The 22,079-nt window shown below is 55.0% G+C and carries 19 protein-coding genes; 8 read left to right on the top strand and 11 right to left on the bottom strand.

What is annotated here, in order from left to right; genetic code table 11:
• Positions 1 to 34 precede the first annotated feature (34 nt).
• The 3 genes from OGW13_RS02645 to aegA form a co-directional block, all read right to left on the bottom strand.
• A complete protein-coding gene (locus OGW13_RS02645) occupies positions 35 to 1,075 on the bottom strand; it encodes a DUF1176 domain-containing protein (RefSeq protein ID WP_042999873.1) in 1,041 nt (346 codons plus the stop codon).
• Between the two features lie 125 nt (positions 1,076 to 1,200).
• Positions 1,201 to 1,776: a GDP-mannose pyrophosphatase NudK gene (gene nudK, locus OGW13_RS02640; RefSeq protein ID WP_044256903.1), complete on the bottom strand. Its 576-nt coding sequence runs from the start codon at positions 1,774 to 1,776 to the stop codon at positions 1,201 to 1,203.
• Positions 1,777 to 1,948: 172 nt separating this feature from the next.
• Entirely contained in the window at positions 1,949 to 3,910 is a 1,962-nt protein-coding gene (gene aegA / locus OGW13_RS02635; RefSeq protein WP_090050518.1) for a formate-dependent uric acid utilization protein AegA, read from the bottom strand.
• Positions 3,911 to 4,122: 212 nt separating this feature from the next.
• Here aegA and narQ point away from each other — a divergent pair, with 212 nt between their 5' ends.
• The gene (gene narQ, locus OGW13_RS02630; RefSeq protein ID WP_044256907.1) at positions 4,123 to 5,829 is read left to right on the top strand and encodes a nitrate/nitrite two-component system sensor histidine kinase NarQ; all 1,707 of its coding nucleotides are present in this window, start codon (positions 4,123 to 4,125) and stop codon (positions 5,827 to 5,829) included.
• 168 nt (positions 5,830 to 5,997) lie between these two features.
• A complete protein-coding gene (gene acrD, locus OGW13_RS02625) occupies positions 5,998 to 9,111 on the top strand; it encodes a multidrug efflux RND transporter permease AcrD (RefSeq protein WP_287115578.1) in 3,114 nt (1,037 codons plus the stop codon).
• 93 nt (positions 9,112 to 9,204) lie between these two features.
• Here acrD and ypfM read toward each other — a convergent pair whose 3' ends face one another.
• Positions 9,205 to 9,264, bottom strand: a complete 60-nt coding sequence (gene ypfM, locus OGW13_RS02620; protein WP_001386977.1) for a protein YpfM — start codon at positions 9,262 to 9,264, stop codon at positions 9,205 to 9,207.
• A 388-nt stretch (positions 9,265 to 9,652) separates the two neighbouring features.
• Here ypfM and OGW13_RS02615 point away from each other — a divergent pair, with 388 nt between their 5' ends.
• Genes OGW13_RS02615 through OGW13_RS02605 form a run of 3 tightly spaced genes read left to right on the top strand, consistent with a single transcriptional unit; the run spans position 9,653 to position 11,367 of the window.
• Entirely contained in the window at positions 9,653 to 10,009 is a 357-nt protein-coding gene (locus tag OGW13_RS02615) for an ArsC family reductase (RefSeq protein ID WP_042999868.1), read from the top strand.
• Between the two features lie 3 nt (positions 10,010 to 10,012).
• Complete coding sequence (dapE, locus tag OGW13_RS02610; protein ID WP_042999867.1) at positions 10,013 to 11,140, top strand: succinyl-diaminopimelate desuccinylase; 1,128 nt, start codon at positions 10,013 to 10,015, stop codon at positions 11,138 to 11,140.
• Between the two features lie 26 nt (positions 11,141 to 11,166).
• Positions 11,167 to 11,367, top strand: a complete 201-nt coding sequence (locus tag OGW13_RS02605; RefSeq protein ID WP_012906607.1) for a YpfN family protein — start codon at positions 11,167 to 11,169, stop codon at positions 11,365 to 11,367.
• Positions 11,368 to 11,407: 40 nt separating this feature from the next.
• Here OGW13_RS02605 and ypfH read toward each other — a convergent pair whose 3' ends face one another.
• The 6 genes from ypfH to dapA form a co-directional block, all read right to left on the bottom strand.
• The gene (ypfH, locus tag OGW13_RS02600; RefSeq protein ID WP_044256912.1) at positions 11,408 to 12,106 is read right to left on the bottom strand and encodes an esterase; all 699 of its coding nucleotides are present in this window, start codon (positions 12,104 to 12,106) and stop codon (positions 11,408 to 11,410) included.
• A 73-nt stretch (positions 12,107 to 12,179) separates the two neighbouring features.
• The gene (locus OGW13_RS02595) at positions 12,180 to 14,189 is read right to left on the bottom strand and encodes a tRNA(Met) cytidine acetyltransferase TmcA (RefSeq protein WP_287115577.1); all 2,010 of its coding nucleotides are present in this window, start codon (positions 14,187 to 14,189) and stop codon (positions 12,180 to 12,182) included.
• 14 nt (positions 14,190 to 14,203) lie between these two features.
• Positions 14,204 to 15,070, bottom strand: a complete 867-nt coding sequence (ypfJ, locus tag OGW13_RS02590; RefSeq protein ID WP_042999864.1) for a KPN_02809 family neutral zinc metallopeptidase — start codon at positions 15,068 to 15,070, stop codon at positions 14,204 to 14,206.
• Between the two features lie 124 nt (positions 15,071 to 15,194).
• Entirely contained in the window at positions 15,195 to 15,908 is a 714-nt protein-coding gene (purC, locus tag OGW13_RS02585) for a phosphoribosylaminoimidazolesuccinocarboxamide synthase (protein WP_042999863.1), read from the bottom strand.
• 112 nt (positions 15,909 to 16,020) lie between these two features.
• Positions 16,021 to 17,055: an outer membrane protein assembly factor BamC gene (bamC, locus tag OGW13_RS02580; protein WP_287115576.1), complete on the bottom strand. Its 1,035-nt coding sequence runs from the start codon at positions 17,053 to 17,055 to the stop codon at positions 16,021 to 16,023.
• A 16-nt stretch (positions 17,056 to 17,071) separates the two neighbouring features.
• Positions 17,072 to 17,950 carry a 4-hydroxy-tetrahydrodipicolinate synthase gene (gene dapA, locus OGW13_RS02575; protein WP_042999861.1) on the bottom strand — a complete coding sequence of 293 codons (879 nt, stop codon included), beginning with the start codon at positions 17,948 to 17,950 and terminating at the stop codon, positions 17,072 to 17,074.
• A 145-nt stretch (positions 17,951 to 18,095) separates the two neighbouring features.
• Here dapA and OGW13_RS02570 point away from each other — a divergent pair, with 145 nt between their 5' ends.
• Positions 18,096 to 18,668 (top strand): glycine cleavage system transcriptional repressor, encoded by a 573-nt coding sequence (locus OGW13_RS02570; protein WP_042999860.1) that lies wholly within the window; start codon positions 18,096 to 18,098, stop codon positions 18,666 to 18,668.
• A complete protein-coding gene (gene bcp / locus OGW13_RS02565; protein ID WP_042999859.1) occupies positions 18,668 to 19,138 on the top strand; it encodes a thioredoxin-dependent thiol peroxidase in 471 nt (156 codons plus the stop codon). The genes OGW13_RS02570 and bcp overlap by 1 nt, the downstream gene beginning before the upstream one ends.
• Positions 19,139 to 19,321: 183 nt before the next feature.
• On the opposite strand, the gene OGW13_RS02560 is transcribed toward bcp, so the two are convergent.
• Positions 19,322 to 20,386, bottom strand: a complete 1,065-nt coding sequence (locus tag OGW13_RS02560; protein ID WP_042999858.1) for an AI-2E family transporter — start codon at positions 20,384 to 20,386, stop codon at positions 19,322 to 19,324.
• Positions 20,387 to 20,609: 223 nt separating this feature from the next.
• Here OGW13_RS02560 and bepA point away from each other — a divergent pair, with 223 nt between their 5' ends.
• Positions 20,610 to 22,073: a beta-barrel assembly-enhancing protease gene (bepA, locus tag OGW13_RS02555; protein ID WP_044256917.1), complete on the top strand. Its 1,464-nt coding sequence runs from the start codon at positions 20,610 to 20,612 to the stop codon at positions 22,071 to 22,073.
• Positions 22,074 to 22,079: the final 6 nt, after the last annotated feature.

Below are 22,079 nucleotides of genomic sequence, written 5' to 3'. Positions count from 1 at the left end.
CCGGATGACGACTGCGTCGTCATCCGATAAAAAATCAACGCGTGATCCACAGCGTGGGCCAGGCATCTGGCCCATGCCAGCCATCACAGCTCGGCTCTTCGGCATAACGCACCAGACGAAAACGCTGACCGTCAAAACGCCAGCGAGTCTGGATGCCGCAGTCCGTTAATCCTCGCCCTTTTGCCAGGGTAACCAGTTCACGCGACTTCTCATCAAACACGGCGTTCATTAACTCCATGTCATTACTTTCCGCGCCGCTGTTAAACGGTAAACGTAGGCGTACGGCGTGTGAGGCCAGTGGTTTTTTCCGCGACACGATCCACGCCAGATCGATGGTGTTGTACGCTCCGGCTTCGCAGGCGATCATCAACAGGGCTTTGTCATCGGTAAGGGCGGTCACCCGCACCTCACGGCGTGAAGGATCGAGTGAACACTTAATGCCGTTTATTCGCCAGTTGCCGTAATCAAGAAGGTCGTTGCGTTCGTCGAGGGAGAGCGGTGTGGGTGTTGGGTTAACGACGGCTACGCCTTTCAGCGCCGGTGCCGGTGGCACGCTCAGTGGAGGATCGTCCCCTTTTTCAATCCACGCCGTTTCGCTGCCCACCCGCTTCTGCTGCGCGTCGATGAACAACAGCGCCGCTTTCAGCCCGGCCAGCGAAATGGTTTGATTGCCCTTTTGCAGGGTAATCGCCTTCCCGTCCTGAATCGTCAGCAGAAATTCAGCGATAGTCGCCGGGTCGTCTGTCATCAGGTGCCACGGCGTCATTCTCCAGTGATCTGGGCTCAGCGCCAACGGTTTGCCATCCAGCAACAGGCGTGGCGCGATATCCGCTTCGTTGGTGGGCGCGGTCAATCCGCCAAGATCGAGGCGCAAGACGGCATCGGTATGCGCCCCGGCACTGCGGCTCAGCGTCATCACCAGCCCGCCATGTTCACCGGTGTTACGCGCGACACAAAAATTCTGGTTATTACAGGTTACCTGCCAGTCAGAAAAGGCCTGTTGCGCGGGCGCGGCCCACAGCAAGCGGGCCGGAATCAGGCCGAGCAGGAAAAGGAAAATAACGCGATAGCGCATGGACGGTAATAACCCCAGAAGTCAAACGAACAACACAGGTCGTATCTTCGTTGTGCTGTTAACCATGCTCAATCGGATTTGTCGGATAGATTCAATCATTCGTAAAGAAATATAAACCTTATTTATCAATCCATTAAATGGGAAGATTGCAAATAGTTGAGCAATAACACGGTCTTACCGTCTCGTATTTCACCGGTTTTAATCATCTCCAGCGCCTGAGTAAACGGTAATTCCAGCACGTCGATGTCTTCATCTTCGACACCACCCCCCGCGTTAGCACGCTGGCTTTCGCTGTATTCGGCGATAAAAAAGTGAATCAGCTCCGTCACACCGCCGGGAGACATGTACAGCTCAAAGAGCTTGCGCACCTCACCCACTTCATAGCCTGTCTCTTCAATGGCCTCTTTGCGAATGCAGGCTTCCGGCTCGTCGTTGTCCAGTAATCCGGCGCAGGTTTCAATCAACTGCCCGCTTTCGTTACCGTTCACCCACGTCGCTACGCGGAACTGACGAATCAGCACCACCGTCTTTTTCTCTGCGTTATACAGCAGGATCGTTGCCCCATTGCCGCGATCGTACACTTCACGTTTGTGGCGGATGACATCGCCGTTCGAGCGGGTCAGATCGTAGGTAATATTGCGCAGGATGAAATAGTTATCAGAAAGGACTTTGTCTTTAACGAGGGTGATTTTTTGCGACATATCGACTCCACAGCGTAAGAAGAGAAATTATACTACGCCGTGAAGCCGGATTTGTCTGTGTAAGATAAGGCTGATTTATGCCGGACAGAGGTGAATTGTAGACCTGATAAGCGCAGCGCTATCAAGCCGGATGTCGGCTACGCCTTATCCGGCCTACGGGATAATCGAACGTTTACCGCCCCAGCCAGTCGATGATCCCCTGCGCCGCATGGCGTCCTTCCGCCATTGCGGTGACCACCAGATCGGCGCCGCGTACGGCATCGCCGCCGGCAAAAATTTTCGGGTTAGTGGTCTGGTAACGGTATGCACTCTCCACGTTTGCCGCGATGCGCCCCCAGCTGTCCACTTGCACTCCATGGCTCTCCAGCCATGGCATCCCGTGCGGATGGAAACCAAACGCCATGATCACGGCATCTGCCGGCATCACAAATTCACTGCCAGCAATCGGCACCGGACGGCGGCGTCCCTGGGCATCCGGCTCACCCAATTGCGTACGCAGAAAACGAATGCCGCAAACGCGCCCGTCCGCGCTCAGTTCCAGATCGACCGGCTGCACGTTGAACTCGAACTTCGCCCCTTCCTCACGCGCGTTTTTCACCTCTTTCTTCGAACCCGGCATGTTGGCTTCGTCACGGCGATAGGCGCAGGTGACCTGGCTTGCGCCATGACGCAGCGCGGTACGGACACAGTCCATCGCCGTGTCGCCACCGCCCAACACCACCACGTTAAGTCCGGCGGTGTTGATGTACGGCTCTTCAGGACATTCGTCCAGTCCCATCACCTGTTTAGTATTGGCGATCAGGAATGGCAGCGCGTCATAGACGCCCGGAGCCTCTTCGTTAGGCAGGTCAGCCTTCATCGAACGATAGGTTCCCACGCCGACAAATACGGCATCGTAATCCTCCAGCAGCGCCTCCATTTTCACATCCCTGCCCACTTCGCAGTTCAGCTCAAAATGGATCCCCATCGCGCTGAAGATTTCCCGACGACGCGCCAGCAGTGATTTATCCAGTTTGAAGGCCGGGATGCCAAAGGTCAGCAGTCCGCCGATTTCAGGGTGACGATCAAAAACCGTGGCGCTGACGCCGTGACGCGCCAGCACGTCGGCACAGGCAAGCCCTGCCGGACCGGCGCCAATAATCGCCACACTCTTATCGACCTTCTGGACATGACTCAGATCCGGCCGCCAGCCGTTACCCAGCGCACGGTCAGAAATGTAGCGTTCAATGTTGCCGATCGTCACCGCGCCGTGCTCGTCGCGCACCGTACAGGCGCCCTCGCACAGTCGGTCTTGTGGACAAACGCGCCCGGTGATTTCCGGCAGACAATTCGTCTGGTGAGACAACTCCACTGCCGCATCAATATTTCCGGCTTTCACCAGTTCAATCCACTGAGGGATGTGGTTATGTAGCGGGCAGGTCCATTCGCAAATGCTGTGTTCACCACACTTCAGGCAGCGTGAGGCCTCCCGCTCCGCCTGAGCCGTGCGAAACGGCAGATAGATTTCATCAAAGCTGACTTTTCGCGCGTCGATAGCCAGTTTATCCGGCTCACCGCGCGCCGGCGTCGCGTGCATTTGCTCAATTTTGCTCATTGCGGGGAAAGCGGTCGCTGTGGCATCGGCATGCCACGGCTGATTCTCCTGCCGGGCAGTACGTAAACGTCGCGCTTTCGCCAGCCGGGTTAACGACCCTTCCGTCACCAGTTGCAGTGCGTCCGCAGGACAGTTCTCCACGCAGGCCGGCCCCTTTTCCCGCCCCTGACAGAGGTCGCATTTATGTGCTGTGGCTTTGACCTGATCGTTGGCGACGGGGGTCAGGACGATTTGCATGGTGCCAAACGGACAAGCCACCACGCAGGATTTACAGCCGATACACTTTTGCTGATTGACCTGCACGCTGTCGTTGACGTGGCTTATCGCTCCATTCGGACAACTGCGGGCGCAGGGCGCATCTTCGCAATGGTGGCAGGTCACTGCACTTCGCTGATGCTGATGCCTGATAACCGTGATCCGGGGCTGGTAGTGACGTTGGCTAAGGACGTGTTGCTCTTCATTGTGGGCCAAAACGCAAGCGACTTCACAGGCATGGCATCCCAGGCACTGTTGGCTGTTGGCCATAATAAAACGGTTCATGGCGACCTTCTTTTTTGGTTGTAAAAACCTTATTCTTTATATAAGTGTTGTTATTAACCGACTGACCACACGTCGGCAATGTTCATTTGCCCAGGAAGCACAACTATTTCTACAGAACCTGTGGCAGATCAATTTATTTCAGCCAGAGTGAAATTACGTTTCAGATCTGCGAGAGATTTTTACCGTAAGCACTTTTAAAGGAAATTACGCGTGTGATCGTCAAACGCCCCGTCTCGGCCAGCCTGGCCCGGGCCTTTTTTTACATTGTCCTGCTCTCGATTCTCTCAACCGGCGTGGCGTTACTGACGCTGGCCAGCAGCCTGCGGGATGCCGAAGCCATTAACGTGGCGGGTTCATTACGTATGCAGAGCTATCGTCTGGGGTACGATCTGCAAAGCCACAGCCCGCAATTAAACGCCCATCGTCTGCTCTTTCAACAGGCCCTCAACTCATCGGCGTTAAGCAATCTGAATGCCTGGTATGTGCCTCAGGCGGTGAAAGGTCGCTACGCGCAACTGCATGCCAACTGGCTGGAGATGAATGCCCGCCTGATTGATGGGGATCTACAGTGGTATCAGAACAACATTAACGCCTACGTCGATAAGATCGATCTCTTCGTGCTGGCCTTGCAGCACTATGCCGAGCGCAAAGTGATGCTGGTGGTGGGGATCTCGCTGGCGGGCGGTATCGGGATTTTTACCCTCGTCTTTTTCACCCTGCGCCGTATTCGTCATCAGGTTGTGCGCCCGCTGAACCAACTGGTAATGGCCAGCCAGCGCATCGAACACGGTCAGTTTGATTCGCCGCCGCTGGATACGCACCTTCCCAACGAACTGGGGCTACTGGCGAAGACCTTTAATCAGATGTCGAGCGAGTTGCATAAGCTGTACCGCTCGCTGGAAGCGAAGGTCGAAGAAAAGACACACGATCTCCATGAAGCCAAGCGACGTCTGGAAGTGCTGTACCAGTGTTCTCAGGCGCTAAATACCAGTCAGATTGATGTGCACTGCTTCCGCCATATTTTGCAGATTGTCCGTGATAACGAAGCGGCACTATTTCTGGAGCTTACCGTCGGCGAAAACTGGCGTATCAGTGAAGGTGAAAAACAGGCCGACCTGCCGATGCAAATCCTGCCGGTGACCATGCAAGAGACGGTCTACGGCGAGCTGCACTGGCAAAGTCAGCATGTCGCCAGCGCGATCCCGCTGTTAAACAGCGTATCGACAATGCTGGGGCGCGGCCTGTACTTCAACCATGCGCAGAAACACTTCCAGCAACTGTTGCTGATGGAAGAACGCGCCACTATTGCCCGTGAACTGCATGACTCTCTGGCGCAGGTGCTCTCGTATCTGCGCATTCAGTTGACGCTGCTCAAACGCGCCATTCCTGAGGATAACGCCCCGGCGCAGGCCATTATGGATGACTTCTCGCGGGCGCTGAACGACGCCTATCGTCAGTTGCGTGAACTGCTGACCACCTTCCGCCTGACCCTGCAACAGGCTGATTTACCTTCCGCACTGCATGAAATGCTCGAAGCGCTACAAGGGCAAACTGCCGCTAAACTCACTCTGGACTGCCGGTTGCCGACGCTGGCGCTCGATGCGCAGATGCAGGTCCATCTGTTACAGATTATCCGGGAAGCGGTGCTCAACGCGATGAAGCACGCCAGTGCCAGTGAGATTGCCGTCAGCTGTGTGACTGCGCCGGATGGCAATCACACGGTGTATATTCGCGATAACGGCGTGGGCATTGGCGAACCTAAAGAACCGGCGGGGCATTACGGCCTGAACATTATGCGCGAGCGCGCGGAACGTCTTGGCGGCACGTTAAGTTTTTCGCAGCCTTCCGGCGGTGGGACGTTAGTGAGCATTAGCTTTCGCTCGACAGAATCAGAAGAGGATGCGAGTCATCTGGCATAAAATCTCACAAAACCGGACGTGAGCATGTGGGAAGCTGACAAACACTGTAATCAGGCATGATAATTTACATTATCTCCTTTTTTTCTCCACGTTTGACTCGTACCTTCCCGATACAGTGAAGCAAGTCATACCTATAAAGATATGTAGAATAATGAGGTCCTCTTTCTGATGGCGAATTTCTTTATCGATCGCCCCATATTTGCCTGGGTGCTGGCTATTCTGTTGTGTCTGACAGGTACCCTGGCGATTTTCTCTTTGCCGGTGGAGCAATATCCTGATCTGGCGCCGCCAAACGTGCGCATCACGGCAAACTATCCCGGCGCTTCCGCCCAAACGCTGGAAAACACCGTCACCCAGGTCATTGAGCAGAACATGACCGGCCTCGATAATCTGATGTACATGTCATCGCAAAGCAGCGGCACCGGGCAAGCGTCAGTTACGCTGAGCTTCGTGGCGGGCACCGATCCGGATGAAGCCGTACAACAGGTCCAGAACCAGTTACAGTCGGCGATGCGTAAACTGCCGCAGGCGGTACAGAACCAGGGTGTCACGGTCCGTAAGACCGGGGATACCAACATCCTGACGATTGCTTTTGTCTCCACCGACGGGTCGATGGATAAGCAGGATATCGCGGACTACGTCGCCAGTAATATTCAGGATCCGCTCAGCCGGGTGAGCGGCGTCGGCGACATCGATGCCTACGGCTCGCAATATTCCATACGCATCTGGCTGGATCCGGCAAAGCTCAACAGCTTCCAGATGACGGCGAAAGATGTCACCGACGCCATTGAGTCGCAGAACGCGCAGATCGCCGTCGGACAGCTTGGCGGAACCCCTTCCATTGATACCCAGGCGCTGAATGCCACCATTAACGCCCAGTCGCTGCTGCAAACGCCGGAACAGTTTCGCGCCATTACGCTACGTGTCAATCAGGATGGCTCAGAAGTAACCCTGGGCGATGTCGCCACCGTCGAAATGGGGGCTGAGAAGTATGACTATCTCAGCCGCTTCAATGGCAATGCGGCATCCGGTCTTGGAGTGAAACTGGCGTCGGGGGCCAACGAAATGGCCACCGCGACCCAGGTCATTAAGCGTCTGGATGAACTGGCGCAATACTTCCCACATGGTCTTGAGTACAAGGTGGCCTATGAAACCACCTCCTTCGTTAAAGCCTCGATTGAAGACGTGGTGAAAACACTGCTGGAAGCCATCGCGCTGGTGTTCCTCGTGATGTACCTGTTCCTGCAAAATTTCCGCGCCACGCTGATCCCCACCATTGCCGTACCGGTGGTGCTGATGGGGACGTTTTCGGTGCTCTATGCCTTCGGCTACAGCATCAATACCCTGACGATGTTTGCGATGGTACTGGCAATCGGCCTGCTGGTGGATGACGCCATCGTGGTTGTGGAAAACGTCGAGCGTATTATGAGTGAGGAAGGCCTCACGCCGCGCGAGGCGACGCGAAAATCGATGGGACAAATTCAGGGTGCGCTGGTCGGTATCGCGATGGTGCTGTCAGCCGTCTTCGTACCGATGGCCTTTTTTGGCGGAACCACTGGGGCAATCTACCGTCAGTTCTCCATTACCATTGTGGCGGCGATGGTGCTTTCTGTTCTGGTGGCGATGATCCTTACCCCTGCCCTGTGCGCCACTTTGCTTAAACCACTGCATAAAGGCGAGCATCACGGGCAAACCGGTTTCTTCGGCTGGTTTAACCGTACCTTCAACCGTAACGCCGAACGCTACGAAAAAGGCGTTGCCAAAATTCTGCATCACAGCCTGCGCTGGCTCCTGATTTATGTGCTGCTGCTTGGCGCGATGGTGGTTCTGTTCCTGCGTCTGCCGACCTCGTTCCTGCCGCTGGAAGATCGCGGCATGTTTATCACCTCGGTTCAGTTGCCAAGCGGCTCAACGCAGCAACAAACCTTAAAAGTGGTACAGGAAGTCGAGAAATATTATTTCACCCAGGAAAAGGATACCGTCCAGTCCGTCTTTGCGACGGTCGGTTCTGGCCCAGGGGGCAACGGTCAGAACGTGGCGCGTATGTTTGTACGCCTGAAAGACTGGAGCGAACGCGACCCGACGACTGGCACCTCGTTTGCTATTATCGAACGTGCGACAAAGGCGTTTAACAAAATCAAAGAGGCGCGCGTGTTCGCCAGCAGTCCGCCTGCCATCAGCGGTCTCGGCAGTTCCGCAGGTTTTGATATGGAACTACAAGATCACGCCGGCGCCGGTCATGACGCCTTAATGGCCGCGCGTGACCAACTGCTTCGCCTGGCGTCGCAGGATAGCGCCCTGACTCGTGTACGACACAACGGTCTGGACGACAGTCCTCAGTTGCAAATTGATGTCGACCAACGCAAAGCGCAGGCGCTGGGTGTATCCATTGACGACATCAACGATACGTTGCAGACCGCCTGGGGATCGAGCTACGTCAACGACTTTATGGACCGTGGCCGCGTCAAGAAGGTCTACGTCCAGGCGGCAGCGAAATACCGTATGCTGCCAGACGACATCAACCTGTGGTACGTGCGCAATAACAGCGGCGGTATGGTGCCTTTCTCCGCCTTCGCCACCTCTCGCTGGGAGACGGGTTCTCCACGTCTGGAGCGCTACAACGGCTATTCCGCCGTCGAAATTGTCGGTGAAGCCGCACCAGGAGTGAGTACCGGGACAGCGATGGATGTGATGGAGTCGCTGGTGCGTCAGTTGCCGACCGGATTTGGACTGGAATGGACCGCCATGTCTTACCAGGAGCGACTCTCCGGAGCGCAGGCTCCGGCCCTGTATGCCATTTCACTGTTGGTGGTATTCCTGTGCCTGGCTGCGCTGTATGAAAGTTGGTCAGTACCGTTCTCAGTGATGCTGGTGGTGCCCTTGGGGGTCATCGGCGCGTTGCTTGCGACCTGGATGCGTGGCCTGGAAAACGATGTCTATTTCCAGGTCGGGCTGTTGACGGTCATTGGGCTTTCGGCGAAAAACGCCATTTTGATCGTTGAATTTGCCAATGAGATGAATGAGAAAGGACACGATCTGCTGGATGCGACGCTACATGCATGTCGACAGCGCTTACGTCCGATCCTGATGACCTCACTGGCGTTTATCTTTGGCGTACTGCCGATGACGATCAGCAGCGGCGCAGGCTCCGGCGGTCAACACGCCGTCGGGACGGGCGTCATGGGCGGGATGATCTCGGCAACGGTGCTGGCAATCTACTTCGTGCCGCTGTTTTTCGTGCTGGTACGTCGCCGCTTCCCACTGAAGCCGCGTCCGGAATAACAGACAAAAAAAGGCGACCTGCCAACGGGTCGCCCTTTCTGTGTGATGAATCTCACACGGTATGTTCTGTTATTTGGTCATCCTTCCAGAAATTTATTTGCGAAGCATAACTTCGATAAAATCTTTCCAGTTCCCCAGTTCGCGTTCAATCATAACAACCTCTGCTTCTTATTATGGGTATTCTACAAAAACATTCTCATCTGGTGAAGACAAATTAACCGATTGCTGTGATTACATCCTCCGGGGTGTGGTTGATGTGATTACTATGGCGCGGTCACCATAAATTTTATGTGACTTACTGCAATAATTCGCAACAATCATACCTTATCTGGTACTTCTTCAATTTCGATTAAAAACAAGTGACTGCGTCGGAGAAAATTCCGAATTTTGATTAAGAAGAAAATTCCAACAAATTCAGGAATTATTATTCACATTACTTCAACAATGTTATATTTACCGATCACGATTAAATGACAAGATGTATTATCGGACGTAACGATATTGATGATTATATAATCAGTTTACGTTAATAAGGATGCACATGATTACCCTCTACGGTATTAAAAATTGCGACACCATTAAAAAGGCCCGCCGCTGGTTGGAAGCGCGTGGCATTGACTACCGTTTTCATGATTACCGTGTCGATGGTCTGGACAGCACACTTCTCACTTCATTTATCAATGAATTAGGGTGGGAACCGCTTCTCAACACCCGTGGGACGACGTGGCGAAAACTGGATGAAACCACACGCAGTCACATCACGGATGCCGCGTCCGCCGCCGCATTAATGACTGAAATGCCGGCAATCATCAAACGCCCATTGCTCTGTGCGCCCGGGAAGCCTATGCTGCTGGGTTTTAGTGAATCCAGTTATCAGCAGTTTTTTGACGAGGTGTAGTCTATGTCGTGCCCGGTTATTGAGCTGACACAACAGCTTATTCGCCGCCCTTCCCTGAGCCCGGATGATGCCGGATGTCAGGCGTTGATGATTGAACGCCTGCGCGCGATCGGTTTTACCGTTGAGCGCATGGATTTTGCGGATACACAGAATTTTTGGGCATGGCGCGGACAAGGTGAGACGCTGGCGTTTGCCGGTCACACCGACGTCGTGCCGGCGGGCGATGCCGATCGCTGGATCAACCCACCTTTCGAGCCAACCATCCGCGACGGGATGTTGTTCGGCCGCGGCGCGGCGGATATGAAAGGTTCGCTGGCGGCCATGGTGGTGGCGGCAGAGCGTTTTGTCGCTCAGCACCCGAACCACAAAGGGCGCCTGGCGTTCCTGATCACCTCCGATGAAGAGGCCAGCGCGAAAAACGGCACCGTTAAGGTGGTTGAGGCGCTGATGGCGCGAAATGAGCGCCTGGATTACTGTCTGGTTGGCGAACCCTCAAGTACCGAAGTCGTGGGTGACGTGGTGAAAAACGGCCGTCGCGGATCGCTCACCTGTAACCTGACTATCCACGGTGTGCAGGGTCACGTCGCCTATCCACACCTGGCGGATAACCCGGTACATCGCGCCGCGCCGATGCTCAATGAACTGGTGAATATTGAGTGGGATCAGGGCAATGAGTTTTTCCCGGCCACCAGCATGCAGATTGCCAACGTCCAGGCGGGTACCGGTAGCAATAACGTCATCCCCGGTGAACTGTTTGTGCAGTTCAACTTCCGTTTCAGTACCGAACTGACTGACGAGATGATCAAAGCGCGGGTGCACGCGCTGCTCGAGAAACATCAGTTGCGCTATACCGTTGACTGGTGGCTCTCTGGCCAGCCGTTCCTGACCGATCGCGGGAAACTGGTGGATGCAGTCGTGAACGCCATCGAGCACTATAATGAAATTAAACCGCAGTTACTGACCACGGGCGGTACGTCCGATGGACGGTTTATCGCTCGTATGGGGGCGCAGGTCGTAGAGCTCGGTCCGGTGAATGCCACGATTCATAAAATTAATGAATGTGTGAACGCCGCCGACCTGCAACTGCTTGCCCGTATGTATCAACGTATAATGGAACAACTCGTCGCCTGACGAGGTTCCTGCAAGAGGTAACGCGCATGGACTGGCTGGCAAAATATTGGTGGATTCTGGTGCTGGTGTTTTTGGTAGGTGTGCTGCTGAATGTGATCAAGGATCTCAAACGCGTCGACCACAAAAAATTCCTCGCGAATAAACCGGAACTTCCCCCGCATCGTGATTTTAACGATAAGTGGGATGACGACGACGATTGGCCGAAGAAAGACCAACCGAAGAAATAAACCAGAGCCGGAAGGGGTTTCCCCATTCCGGCTTTGTCTTTTAGATCATCTCAATTACGTCATCATCGTTCGGCGTACCGCCGCTGAGCGCTTCGTCAAAGTAGTGCTTCGGCACGGTATAGCGCAAATGGTCGAGTGCAAACTGCATGCTACGGTCGTCAATCGCGTGACCGAGGTCTTCCACAATATCCAGCGTGACATCCCCGCCTGCGCTTAACAGCGCGTCCTGGGCGGCTACCGCATGCGAAAGCTCAATGACCCGATCTTCCCCACCGTGAATCAGATGAATCGTGGTGGCGGTCGATGCCGTTTCCGGCAGGCTGGCGTAGCGTCCGTTAAACGCAATCACCCGCGAGGCCAGCCCAGGCTCGGCTTTGATGCTCTCCAGCGCCATAATCGCGCCCTGCGAGAAACCAATCAGCGCCGTGGCATTTGCCCCTACGCCACTCTGTTTTTGCCAGTAACGTACGGTTTCGATAAACACCGGCATGATAGCGTCAATCCGTGCCTGACGGTTCTCTTCCGTCACCCCTTGCACGGAAAACCACTGCCGCCCGGATGCCGGTCCGCTCGGCTCAACGCCGCCGATACTGACCACCAGCGCGTCCGGGAAGAGAGGGGCAAACCACGAACCAATCTCTCCCATCGCAACGGGGTTATCACCCACGCCATGAAACAGCAGCAACAGCTGTTGAGCAGGTTGGGCCGGACTTTGAACAACAAAATGGTCATGTTTCATGGCGATCTCCTTAACTGATGTCGTTAATTCTACGCTGCTCAATCGCAATGACCATGCCAGAAAATTGAAGGAGTTAGTGAAAAAATTGCCATTGCAGAATGCGATTACGGTCATGCTCAGTCCGTGCGGGATCCAGCCCGGCTAACGCCTGCGCCGCCTCTTCCCGCTGACGCTTCAGCAGTGCTTTGCGCCCTGAAAGGCGCAATGTCACACAGAGTTCCGCATCGCTGAGGCGTGCTTGCAGGCTGCCCCGCAGCGCCGGTAGCGGCAACGCGCTGGTCGACAGCAGGCGGTTCAGACCACCGAGAGAGGTCAACAACGGACGGTGCGCGAAAGCAAACCCTGCCAGCGTCTGCCAGTCATCTTCATTAAGCGTAGTCGCTTTCAGCGGTTCAACCGGGATCGCCTCCCCATTCCACCGCGCAAGAATATCCGCATCGCGACGCAAACGGTGGTGCTCATATTCGGCCAGGTGCCTGCCTGCCGCGCTTAGCGGTAAGAGCGCCATTGCGGTATAGCAGCCGCTACTGGCCTCCTTGTGGTTGCCTACCCGCACCAGGATAAAACCACAGCGCTGCCAGAAGCGCCACAGCTCCGGCGTATAGCCAAAGCTCACGGAAAGATAGTCACAGTGTGCCGTATGAGCCTGCGCGATCAGCTGTTGTCCAATCCCCTCACGCTGACGTCCCGGATGGACGGCAATGCGACTGATTCGACGACCGGTCAGGGTAGCCGCCAGCGGATCGCCACCGTGTGCCGCCAGCGACTGCGCGACGAGATTCCCCCGCGGTCGCCGAAATCCCGCCCAGACCGCCTGGCTGAGTTCGGAAGCAAGACCGCCTTCCTCAACCAGCCAGAGTGCCCCGACGATTTCCCTGTCACAGGTGGCGTGGAAAAAATGCTGCCCCGGCGCATCCATCATTCGGCGTAGATCCAGCGGAGAGGTACGATAATGCGCCCCGGAAAGCAGCCGATAGACCGCCAGAGGCATTTCCGGTTGCGTCTGCCAGGCGTCCTGTTCGAAAGGCCTAATCACCATGCAGCCCTGCGGGGTAGTCGCAAAATCGTCATCATCAAAAACCAGCGCGTCGCTAACCCATTTCTCCAGCGGACATCCCTGCGCCCAGCGGACGGGTTGCTGAAGTTCATAACGCTGTCGTTCCGGGAAGCGGGCGCAAAATTTTAACAAAAAGCCGCGTCCGGTGCCTTCGTAGCCCTGTACGGTCGTTGTCAGTAGGGCGCGCGGAAAACGGGAAACCAGACGCTGAAGGAGCGGCGCAGGGATCGCCGCCGCCTCATCCACCACCAGCCAGTCGGCATCAACCTCCGTACTCAGCAGCGCATCTGGCGCCATAAAGCGGAAACGGTCACCGGCAAATTGCGCCAGCACGTCCGTTGCCGCTTTCGCCGGTGCCGTCACAAGGGCGTTGCCCGTAATACGTGAAATCAACTGACCGGCCAGCGCCGATTTCCCACGTCCACGCGCGGCGGTCACCGTGGCGATCCCTTCGGGCATCCGGAGCAGTTGCGTCAGAATAGCGGCCTGTTCCGGCAGCGGCGCACCGGTTGCGGACTGCCAGTGAGGACGTTCTGAAAAATACGGTACGCAAAACGGCTGCGACTGTTGCCAGCACAGCGTCTGTTCATCCGCCGCGATGAGGCGACGAATGCGGTGGATAAAATGGGGAGTCGCAATAGGTTGCGCGCAGTCGCTCCAGCGCAGCGAATCATTATCAGGACAGAGATGCCAGCGCGCCAGTGGCGGCGTGAGTAACACCAGCCAACTGCCCGCGCGCAGCGTTCCGCTTAAGGCAGCAAAAGCCGCCGCATCAAACCCGGCCAGAGCATCGAAAACGGCATGGTGGAATTCACGTCCCAGTAACGTTTGCAGCGCCAGCGGCGTGCAACTGGGTTCGGCGGCGGCATCAGGGGAAACCCATAGCCAGTCGCCGGGCAACGTGTCGCGCAGGTGCTGTACTTGTTCATGACACCAGGACGCCTCGCCGCTCAGCACCAGCAGGCGGCGAATCCCCTCCCGGGTCATTTGCGCGGTTAACGCATTCAGCGCGGTGTAACCAGACATCCCTGCCTCAGAAGTTAAAAACCTTTACCAAAGGTATTACATTGCGCCGGATTGCCACTATCGAAACCGCGCTTAAACCAGCGATAGCGCTGCTCTGACGTCCCGTGGGTGAAGCTGTCCGGAACGACGCGCCCCTGACTTTGCTGCTGGAGACGATCGTCGCCAATCGCTTCGGCGGCATTCAATGCTTCTTCCAGATCGCCGGACTCCAGTACGCCCTGCTGCTGCATGCTGTTGCCCCAGACACCGGCAAAGCAGTCCGCCTGTAGTTCCATACGGACAGAGAGTTGGTTGATTTCCGCCTGCGAGGCGTTCTGCTGCATCTGACGCACTTTCGGCTCGATGCCAAGCAGTTTCTGGACGTGATGACCGACTTCGTGAGCAATCACATACCCCTGAGCGAAATCACCGTCCGCGCCCAGTTTGTCTTTCATGTCATCGTAGAAGGAGAGATCGATATAGACCGTGCTATCCGCCGGGCAATAAAACGGCCCCATGATGGATTGTCCGGTACCGCAGCCAGTTCGCGTTGCTCCACGGTACATCACGAGCTTTGGCGGTTGATAGGTACGCCCCATTTTTTCAAACTGCTGTCCCCAGGAGTCTTCTGTCGTTGCCAGAATCACCGAGGTAAATTTTGCTGCTTCATCTTCATTCGGGCTGATGGAACGCTGAGACTGCTGCTGAGAGACCGGTTGTCCCGTCATCAGTCCGGTTAAATCGACGCCGTAATACCCGGCAACCAGCACGACGATGAGCAGAATAATCCCGCCTTTGCCGCTCGGCAGACGAAATCCTGGCCCGCCCAGAGAGGGACCACCGCCTGAGCTGCTGCGCCTGTCTTCCACATTGTCACTTTCACGACGCCCTTGCCAGCGCATACTTACCTCAACATTCTATTCGTTATGATGATGATCGTAGGCGGTTCAGCGGAAGATTACCACAGGAAAACAAGATTGAAGTGCGAAGAGCGGGTCGGAGAGCGTCCCCGACCCGAAAGGTAAGTTAGTCGAGATTCACACCCAGACGACGCGCCACGGTTTCATAGGCTTCAATCAGGCCACCCAGGCTCTGACGGAAACGGTCTTTGTCCATTTTCTCGAGGGTCTCTTTGTCCCACAGACGGCTACCGTCCGGAGAGAATTCATCGCCGAGCACCACTTCGCCTTTGTACAGACCGAACTCCAGTTTGAAGTCGACGAGGATCAGTCCTGCGTCATCGAACATTTTTTTCAGCACATCGTTCGCTTTATAGGTCAGCTCTTTCATTCGTGCCAGATTCTCTTTGCTCACCCAACCAAAGGTTTCGCAGTAGGAATCGTTGACCATTGGGTCATGCATTGCATCGTTTTTCAGGAACAGGTCGAATAACGGCGGATTCAGTTCGATGCCCTCTTCAATACCCAGACGTTTAACCAGAGAGCCTGCCGCACGGTTACGCACCACGCACTCGACCGGCACCATATCCAGCTTTTTCACCAGACATTCGGTATCAGAGAGCAGTCGCTCCATCTGCGTCGGGATACCCGCTTCGGCCAGTTTGGTCATGATGAAATAGTTGAACTTGTTATTCACCATACCTTTACGATCAAACTGCTCAATGCGCGCGCCATCCCCTGCTGACGTATCATTGCGGAATTCGAGCACCAACAGGTCCGGGTTTTCCGTGCTGTATACGGTCTTCGCTTTACCACGATACAACTCAGCTTGCTTTTGCATCTTCATTACTCCTGGGTGTGATCATTTGTATTCAAAACGGGGAATATTATGCCACGCACACGTTTGCGTAGCACGGAAATAAAAAGGGCCGGATTTCTCCAGCCCTGTTTTTTTACTTGCTAAACGCTGCCTGGAAGATAGCAACCAGCGCGTCGTTCTGGCTCTGCGTCAGGGTATGCCCCTTCGGATCGATAAACTGCAAGCTGCTGCGGTTGTCTAAATCACCGACCTGCAGTTTGTAGTCACCGGAAGAGAGCCCTGGATCGCGAGCGCCCAGCTCCTGCCAGCCGCTATCGGACAGCGGTTTGTAGGTAACAGCCATACTCCCCTGCGAACGGGTACTGTCGGTCACTTTCATGCCGACTTTCTCCAGTGCTGCCGGGAGGCGCTGCCAGACGACGTTGAATGGGCCACGCACCACCAGCATCGGTAAACCGGTGTCATCCGCGGCGCTCTGCACATCCATCGTGGCGGCAGAACGGTTCTGTGCAGCATTCGCGGCGTCAGTCGCGGTCTTATCAAGGCCCGCAGAAATCACGTTCATCATCTCAGTGCTATAACGCTGCAGTGAAGCGGCATCCGCCACAGGCTTACCGGCCTGCTCAAGGTTGACCAGTTTCACCATCACCGCCTGCTGATAGCCCTGCGGTTTAACCGAGATTTGATAACGGCCACGGTACTGCTCGTCTTCGTCCAGACGGTTCCAGTCAACCCAACCGGTTGTCAGCGTCTGGCTGGCATCATCACGTTTTTCAATCGTGTAGTTTTTAGACTGAATCACGCTGACCACCTGCGGCCACAGCGTATTTCCACGCCCGTTTTCCACCAGCAGCGTGGCGGTATCGCCCGCAAACTGGGTCCGGGCACCGGAAACCAGCGCCAGCGGCTGTGCCGGCGGACGGATATCCAACGCTTTCCCAACGGTACCGCTGCCGTTGGTGACCGGAATGTTGTAGTCGCTCGTGGTCACCGGCAGAATCATACCAGCAGGCGCATGAAGTTCAGCAAGCGGTGCGGCTTCCAGATAGGATTCATCACCACTCACCTGGCGCTTGTAGCGCGAGTCAGAACTACAGGCCGCGAGCAGCAAAACAAGCGAAACACCCGCAACCCTGGCCAGGCGCGACTTTTGTACTGAGTAAGCCATCAAATCTCCCTAAACTTTACAGCAAACCGGCATGCTTGAGCGCCGCTTTGACAATTTCACGACCATTGTCTGTGATGGGTGTCATCGGCAAGCGCAGCGTATCGGTCGCCACAAGGCCCAACGCCTTACATGCCCATTTCACTGGGATTGGGTTGGGTTCGACAAACAGTTTGTTATGTAACGGCATCAGACGCTGATTAATGGTACGCGCCTCGGCAAAACGCCCTTCCGCCGCCAGTTTGCACATTTCCGCCATATCACGCGCCGCAACGTTAGACGTCACGGAGATCACGCCATGACCGCCTAACTGCATAAAGTCCATCGCGGTCGCGTCATCGCCGCTGAGCAGCAGAAAATCATCGGAAACCAGCTCTTTGATCTGGTGAACCCGACTTAAGTTCCCTGTCGCCTCTTTAATTGCGACAATATTTTTTAATTCCGCCAGACGACCAACGGTTTCCGGCAGCATATCGCAACCGGTACGGGATGGCACATTATACAGAATTTGGGGCAGGTCAGTATGTTCCGCGATGGCTTTGAAATGCTGGAACAAACCTTCCTGAGTCGGACGGTTGTAGTAAGGCGTTACCGTCAGGCAGCCGACAATTCCGCTGTCATTGAAACGCTGCGTCAGACTAATGGCTTCTGCGGTCGCGTTCGCGCCCGTACCGGCAATCACCGGGATACGCCCATCAGCCAGCTCCAGCGTCATCATCACCACATCGCCATGTTCATCATGACTCAGCGTAGCGGACTCACCGGTAGTGCCAACAGAAACGATCGCCGAGGTGCCACTGGCGACATGATAATCAATCAGTTTTTTCAGGCTTGACCGGCAGACATTACCTTTTTCATCCATCGGTGTAACAAGCGCGACAATACTTCCCGTGAACATGGGCCATCCTCTGTGCAAACAAGTGTCTCAATGTTACGTTTGGTACGACAATAAAAGCAAGCGACGAGAGCCCTTCTGATTGTTGTATGCAGGTTTTTTTTATGCTTTCCTTATGATTACCCCACCTCTCAAAGGAAGAACAGGTTTGACACCTTCATCGCAACATTATCTGGTTATTACTGCGCTGGGTGCCGATCGCCCTGGAATTGTGAACACGATCACCCGCCATGTCAGCAGTTGCGGCTGTAATATCGAAGACAGTCGCCTGGCCATGTTGGGCGATGAGTTTACGTTTATCATGCTGCTGTCGGGTACCTGGAATGCCATCACCCTGATCGAATCGACCCTGCCGTTGAAAGGTGCAGAGCTGGATTTACTGATTGTGATGAAGCGTACGACGGCGCATCCCCGTCCGCCAATGCCGGCAACGGTATGGGTTCAGGTTGATGTACCGGATTCGCCACATTTAATTGAACGATTTACAGCCCTGTTTGATAACCATCGAATGAACATTGCGGAACTGGTTTCGCGCACGCAACCTGCTGAAAATGATAAGGCGGCGCAGTTATACATCCAGATTACCGCCCACAGTCCGGCATCGGATGATGCCGCAAATATTGAACAGGCCTTTAAAGCACTATGTACAGAACTCAATGCACAAGGCAGTATTAACGTTGTTAATTATTCACAACATGATGAACAGGATGGAGTTAAGTAATGAATCCACTGAAAGCCGGTGACATCGCACCGAAATTTAGCTTGCCGGATCAAGACGGAGAACAAGTAAATTTGACCGACTTCCAGGGACAGCGTGTGCTGGTCTATTTCTATCCGAAAGCCATGACGCCAGGCTGTACCGTTCAGGCTTGTGGCCTGCGAGATAACATGGATGAGCTGAAAAAAGCAGGTGTAGACGTGCTGGGCATCAGCACTGACAAGCCTGAAAAGCTTTCCCGTTTTGCCGAAAAAGAGCTGCTTAACTTTACCCTGCTGTCCGACGAGGATCATCAGGTCTGCGAGCAGTTTGGCGTCTGGGGCGAGAAATCCTTTATGGGGAAAACCTATGATGGGATCCATCGCATCAGCTTCTTGATTGACGCTGACGGTAAGATTGAACACGTTTTCGATGATTTCAAAACCAGTAATCACCACGATGTGGTGCTGAACTGGTTGAAAGAAAACGCCTGACTTTCACGCTGCCGGATGACGGCTGACGCCCTGTCCGGCCTACCGTGTGTAGGCCGGGTAATCGGCTGTCTGTTTAAACGTCTTTTTTACACTCGCCTTTTTATCTCGCGCTACCTTTTTGCCTTTCGCTCAGAGCGCATCGACTAGCACACAGTTCACCACTTTCCCTGTTACATAAACGCATCAGGACTCGTCAACGACCTGCGCATCCGGCCAGGCATGGACAACGGCCTTGATTAACGTCGCCAGCGGAATGGCGAAGAACACGCCCCAGAATCCCCACAGGCCGCCAAAGATCACCACTGACAGGATAATCACCAGCGGATGCAAATTTACTGCTTCAGAAAACAGCACCGGCACCAGCAGGTTGCCGTCCAGCGCCTGGATAATCAAATAGACGGCGAAACAACTCCAGAACTCGGTCCCCAGACCGAACTGGAACAGCGCAACGCCTACCACAGGAATGGTGACTACAAAAGCGCCAATATAGGGAATGAGTACCGAGAACCCCACCAGCACGGCCAGTAGCAGTGAGTAGTTGAGGCCAAACATCAGGAAGCCTAGCCAGGTCGCCACGCCCACCACCACCATTTCCAGCACCTTGCCGCGGATATAGTTGGTGATTTGCTGATTCATCTCCTTCCAGACCTGCCCCGCCAGCCCGCGATTACGCGGCAGCACACGACGCACGGCATTCAGCATCTGCTCTTTGTCTTTGACGAGGAAGAATACCATCAGCGGCACCAGCACCAGATAGACCGCCAGAGTCAGCAGCCCGACCAAAGAGGCCAGCGAATATTTCACTACCGAATCGCCCATCGTCAGCATGCGGGTGCGCATATTTTCCGCCATCGCATCGATGATGCCCGCATCCATTAAAGCCGGATAACGACGCGGCAGCGTGGCGGCAAAATCCGACAGTTTGTTCAACATGCCAGGCATGTCGCGAATCAGTAAGATCCCCTGTTGCCATGCCACCGGCATCACCACAAAGGCCATCAATAGCAAAATGCCAACAAATACGATCAGCACGAGAGAGGTTGCCCAGCGGCGCGAGCAGCCGATGGCTTCAAGACGCACCGTTGGCCATTCCAGCAGGTACGCCAGCACAATGGCAACCAGCAGCGGTGCCAGTAATCCGCTAAAAAAGAAAAGAATGCCAAACCCGGCAACCAGAATAACCAGCAAGGCAATCGCCTCGGGGTCGCTAAAGCGACGGCGATACCATTGCATCAACATTTCGAGCATAAAACCTTCCCTGAACCTCAATAGCGGGATTGCGATCCCGAATTGTATCGAAATGTCACAAAAAAGACTTCGCTTTTTATTGCTGATTCTGGAAACTGAAAAGTCATTTGTGCAGGGTATTCATCGACAAATTTCGCCGTTACACTGCCTGTGTCGGCAGACACGGAACGATACGACCCGGCATCGGTCAAATGACTATCTCAAAGAAAACAGGACAGAGGTTATGTTCAGGCAGTTTAAGAAGAACCTGGTTGCTACCCTCATTGCCGCGCTGACCCTGAGTCAGGTGGCTCCCGCGTTCGCAAACTCCGCGGACAGCTTGCCAGACATGGGAACCTCGGCGGCAAGTACGCTTTCCATCGGTCAGGAAATGCAGATGGGCGATTATTATGTACGCCAGCTGCGTGGCAGCGCGCCGCTGATTAACGATCCGCTGCTGGTTCAGTACATTAATGGGTTGGGTATGCGTCTGGTTTCACACGCCGATTCGGTCAAGACGCCCTTCCATTTCTTTTTGATTAACAATGACGAAATCAACGCCTTTGCTTTTTTTGGCGGTAACGTCGTGCTGCACTCTGCCCTGTTTCGCTATTCCGATAACGAAAGTCAGCTCGCCTCAGTTATGGCGCACGAAATCTCACACGTCACCCAGCGCCACCTTGCGCGCGCCATGGAAGATCAGAAACGCAGCGCGCCGCTGACCTGGGTTGGCGCGTTAGGCTCCATTCTATTGGCGATGGCGAGCCCTCAGGCCGGGATGGCCGCGCTCACCGGCACGCTGGCGGGATCGCGTCAAGGGATGATTAGCTTCACGCAGCAAAATGAACAGGAAGCAGACCGTATCGGCATTCAGGTTTTACAACGTTCTGGATTCGATCCGCAGGCGATGCCGACCTTCCTGGAAAAACTGCTCGACCAGGCGCGTTACTCCTCGCGTCCGCCTGAAATTTTGCTGACCCACCCCCTGCCGGAAAGTCGTCTTTCAGATACCCGCAATCGCGCAAACCAGATGCGTCCGGTGGTGGTGCAATCCTCTGAAGATTTCTATCTGGCGAAAGCGCGAACTTTGGGGATGTATAACTCCGGGCGAAACCAACTGACCAGCGACATGCTCGACGAGTGGGCAAAAGGTAACGTCCGACAGCAGCGCGCGGCGCAGTACGGTCGTGCGTTACAGGCGATGGAAGCCAATAAATACGACGAGGCTCGCAAAGCGCTGCAACCACTGCTGTCCGCAGAGCCCAATAACGCCTGGTATCTGGATCTGGCCACCGACATCGACCTCGGGCAAAAGAAAACCAGTGACGCGATTGCCCGACTGAAAAAAGCGCGTGATTTGCGAATCAACCCAGTTTTGCAACTTAACCTTGCGAACGCCCTGCTACAGGGCGGTCAGCCACAAGAAGCGGCAACCATCCTTAATCGTTATACCTTTAACAACAAGGACGACGCCAACGGCTGGGATCTGTTGGCGCAGGCGGAAGCCGCGTTGTATAACCGCGATCAGGAACTGGCCGCGCGTGCGGAAGGGTATGCGTTGGCGGGCCGTCTCGATCAGGCCATCTCGTTACTGAGCAGCGCCAGTTCGCAAGTGAAGCTGGGCAGCCAACAACAGGCGCGTTACGATGCGCGCATCGACCAACTGCGCCAGTTGCAGGAACGCTTTAAGCCGTACACGAAAATGTAAAAAGGA

Origin of the sequence: Citrobacter sp. Ca225, from assembly GCF_030337175.1 — a bacterium.
Classification (GTDB): domain Bacteria; phylum Pseudomonadota; class Gammaproteobacteria; order Enterobacterales; family Enterobacteriaceae; genus Citrobacter_A; species Citrobacter_A amalonaticus.
This window is presented reverse-complemented; position numbering and strand designations above follow the sequence as displayed.

What these genes read in the sequence shown, in the direction of transcription:
- purC (WP_042999863.1), bottom strand. Translation starts at nt 15,908, where the DNA reads ATGCAAAAGCAAGCTGAGTTGTATCGTGGTAAAGCGAAGACCGTATAC.
- ypfH (WP_044256912.1), bottom strand. Translation starts at nt 12,106, where the DNA reads ATGAAACATGACCATTTTGTTGTTCAAAGTCCGGCCCAACCTGCTCAA.
- bcp (WP_042999859.1), top strand. Translation starts at nt 18,668, where the DNA reads ATGAATCCACTGAAAGCCGGTGACATCGCACCGAAATTTAGCTTGCCG.
- ypfJ (WP_042999864.1), bottom strand. Translation starts at nt 15,070, where the DNA reads ATGCGCTGGCAAGGGCGTCGTGAAAGTGACAATGTGGAAGACAGGCGC.
- nudK (WP_044256903.1), bottom strand. Translation starts at nt 1,776, where the DNA reads ATGTCGCAAAAAATCACCCTCGTTAAAGACAAAGTCCTTTCTGATAAC.
- OGW13_RS02645 (WP_042999873.1), bottom strand. Translation starts at nt 1,075, where the DNA reads ATGCGCTATCGCGTTATTTTCCTTTTCCTGCTCGGCCTGATTCCGGCC.
- OGW13_RS02605 (WP_012906607.1), top strand. Translation starts at nt 11,167, where the DNA reads ATGGACTGGCTGGCAAAATATTGGTGGATTCTGGTGCTGGTGTTTTTG.
- aegA (WP_090050518.1), bottom strand. Translation starts at nt 3,910, where the DNA reads ATGAACCGTTTTATTATGGCCAACAGCCAACAGTGCCTGGGATGCCAT.
- OGW13_RS02560 (WP_042999858.1), bottom strand. Translation starts at nt 20,386, where the DNA reads ATGCTCGAAATGTTGATGCAATGGTATCGCCGTCGCTTTAGCGACCCC.
- dapA (WP_042999861.1), bottom strand. Translation starts at nt 17,950, where the DNA reads ATGTTCACGGGAAGTATTGTCGCGCTTGTTACACCGATGGATGAAAAA.
- acrD (WP_287115578.1), top strand. Translation starts at nt 5,998, where the DNA reads ATGGCGAATTTCTTTATCGATCGCCCCATATTTGCCTGGGTGCTGGCT.
- bepA (WP_044256917.1), top strand. Translation starts at nt 20,610, where the DNA reads ATGTTCAGGCAGTTTAAGAAGAACCTGGTTGCTACCCTCATTGCCGCG.
- OGW13_RS02615 (WP_042999868.1), top strand. Translation starts at nt 9,653, where the DNA reads ATGATTACCCTCTACGGTATTAAAAATTGCGACACCATTAAAAAGGCC.
- OGW13_RS02595 (WP_287115577.1), bottom strand. Translation starts at nt 14,189, where the DNA reads ATGTCTGGTTACACCGCGCTGAATGCGTTAACCGCGCAAATGACCCGG.
- bamC (WP_287115576.1), bottom strand. Translation starts at nt 17,055, where the DNA reads ATGGCTTACTCAGTACAAAAGTCGCGCCTGGCCAGGGTTGCGGGTGTT.
- dapE (WP_042999867.1), top strand. Translation starts at nt 10,013, where the DNA reads ATGTCGTGCCCGGTTATTGAGCTGACACAACAGCTTATTCGCCGCCCT.